Genomic DNA, 2,728 nt, shown 5'->3' with positions numbered 1-2,728 from the left:
AGCCAGCGCGCCGGTGCTCGCTTCAGCCCGAGCCGGGCTTGGCGGCACCCGGCCCGAGGCGGTTCACCGCATCGGTGATCAGCCCGTCGATGCCGGTCGAAATCAGCCGCTCGGCCACCGCCGCATCGTTGACCGTGTAGGCCAGCACCCGCAGCCCGGCCGCATGCGCCTGGGCGATGGCTGCCGAGTCGAGCGCGCGATGATTCACCACGATCGCCACGCAGCCCAGTGCCAGCGCATCGGCCAGCCAGCCGCGCGCGAGCCGCTCGAACAGATGGGCGCGCGGCAGCTGCGGCGCGGCGTCCCGCGCCGCTGCCAGCGCCGTGTGCGAGAAGGAACTGAGCAGCGGCAGCGGCGCCTGGCCGGCCCACAGGCGCAGCGTCTCGGCCGCCGCGAACCGGCCGCAGCGCACATCGTCACCCGACCCCGGCTTGATCTCGAGGTTGAGCACGAGGCCGCGCGCCTGAGCGAACGCCGCAAGGGCCGCGAGCGTGGCCAGCGGCTCGCGGGCGAATCGCTCGCCCTGCCAGGTGCCGGCATCGAGCTGCGCGAGCAGCGCCCATGTCTGCTCGAGCGCGATGCCGCGGCCGTTGGTGGTGCGCTCGAGCCGCTCGTCGTGCAGCAGGTAGGCCACGCCGTCGCGAGAGAGCGTCACGTCGCATTCGGCCATGCGGTAGCCGTGCGCGAGGCCGCAGTCGAAGGCGGCCAGCGTGTTTTCCGGCGCCAACTTGCCGGCGCCGCGGTGGGCGATCCAGAGGGGATAGGGCCAGGGGCAGAGGGCGGGCATCGGGGCATGCTAATGCCGCCGAGCCAAGGGCCAATCCCATCTGCTGCCGGCCACCCAAAGGCTTCACCGATCCGGCACGCGCGTCATTGAGCGGCCATACCTTTCAAGCCTTTGCTGCACCGCGATAATCCACCTCGCCGCGGCCCCCGCCTTCAGCCGTCACCCATGAACGCACCGCTCCCTCCCTGCACCGCAATCGACGCCGCCCAGTCGGCCAACACGCCGCGGCTGCGCGAGATTCCCTACAACTACACCTCGTTCTCCGACCGCGAGATCGCGATCCGGCTGCTGGGCGAGCGCGCCTGGCAGCTGCTGGAGCAGCTGCGCGCCGAGCGCCAGACCGGCCGCTCGGCGCGCATGCTCTACGAGGTGTTGGGCGATATCTGGGTGGTGCAGCGCAACCCCTACCTGCAGGACGATCTGCAGGACAACCCCCGGCGGCGCAAGCTGCTGGTCGAAGCGCTGGACCATCGCTTGCATGAGATCGACAAACGCCGCACGCCTGAGGCCCTCCAGCCTGAACTGCAGGCGCAGCAGCGCAACGCATCGGTGGGCGAGCTCCTGGTGGCGGCGCATGCGGCGGTGCGGCGCTTCTCGGCGAGCTTCGAGGTGGTGGCCGAGTTGCGGCAGCGCACGCTCAGGAAACTGGGCCGCCACACGCGCAAGGACAACATCAAGTTCGATGGTCTGTCGCGCGTCTCGCACGTGACCGACGCGACCGACTGGCGCATCGAGTACCCGTTCGTGGTGCTGACGCCCGACACCGAGGCCGAGACTGCGGCGATGGTCAAGGGCTGCATCGAGCTGGGCTTGACGATCATCCCGCGCGGCGGCGGCACCGGCTACACCGGTGGCGCGATCCCGCTCACCTGGAAGAGCGCGGTCATCAACACCGAGAAGCTCGAGGCGATGACCGAGGTGGAGTTCGTCGAACTGCCCGGCATGCCCGGGACAGTGCCCACGGTGTGGACCGAGGCCGGCGTGGTGACGCAGCGCGTGGCCGACGCCGCCGAGCGCGCCGGCTACGTGTTCGCGGTGGATCCAACCTCGGCCGAGGCCTCTTGCATCGGCGGCAACATCGCCATGAACGCGGGCGGCAAGAAGGCGGTGCTGTGGGGCACGGCGCTCGACAACCTGGTTTCGTGGCGCATGGTCACACCCGACGCCGAGTGGCTCGAGGTGGTGCGCATGGACCACAACCTCGGCAAGATCCACGACGCCGCGATGGCGAGCTTCGAGTTGCACTGGTTCGCGGCCGACGGCAAGACGCCGCTGCGTACCGAGCGGCTCGACATCCCCGGCGGCGTGTTCCGCAAGCAGGGCCTTGGCAAGGACGTGACGGACAAGTTCCTGGCCGGTCTGCCGGGCATCCAGAAGGAGGGCTGCGACGGCCTGATCACCAGCGCGCGTTGGGTGGTACACAAGATGCCCGCGCATACACGCACGGTGTGCCTGGAGTTCTTCGGCCAGGCCAAGGAAGCAGTGCCGAGCATCGTCGAGATCAAGGACTACATGTTCTCGCTGGCACGCGACGGTGGCGTGAATCAGCAAGAACGGGGTCCTTCCTCCGTTGTGCTCGCCGGCCTCGAGCACCTTGACGACCGCTATCTCAAGGCGGTGGGCTACGCCACCAAGAGCAAGCGCGGCGGTTTGCCGAAGATGGTGCTGGTGGGCGACATCGCCGGCAACGACCCCGATGCGGTGGCGCGTGCCGCCAGCGAGGTGGTGCGCATCGCCAATTCACGCCACGGCGAGGGTTTCGTGGCGGTGAGCGCCGACGCGCGCAAGAAGTTCTGGCTCGACCGCAAGCGCACCGCGGCCATCAGCAAGCACACCAACGCCTTCAAGATCAATGAAGACGTGGTGATCCCGCTGCCGCGCATGGGCGAGTACACCGAAGGCATCGAGCGCATCAACATCGAGCTGAGCCTGCGCAACAAG

General features: G+C 69.0%; 2 protein-coding genes. One reads left to right on the top strand and one right to left on the bottom strand.

Going from position 1 to position 2,728, the window contains the following annotated elements; genetic code table 11:
- Positions 1-22 precede the first annotated feature (22 nt).
- Complete coding sequence (ugpQ, locus tag RMO12_RS15020; protein ID WP_309639891.1) at positions 23-787, bottom strand: glycerophosphodiester phosphodiesterase; 765 nt, start codon at positions 785-787, stop codon at positions 23-25.
- Between the two features lie 165 nt (positions 788-952).
- Between ugpQ and RMO12_RS15015 the strand changes: the two genes are divergently transcribed.
- A partial coding sequence (locus RMO12_RS15015) for a DUF3683 domain-containing protein (RefSeq protein ID WP_309639890.1) occupies positions 953-2,728 on the top strand: 1,776 nt, incomplete at its 3' end.

The organism is Methylibium sp., from assembly GCF_031393925.1.
Classification (GTDB): Bacteria; Pseudomonadota; Gammaproteobacteria; order Burkholderiales; family Burkholderiaceae_C; genus Methylibium.
This window is presented reverse-complemented; position numbering and strand designations above follow the sequence as displayed.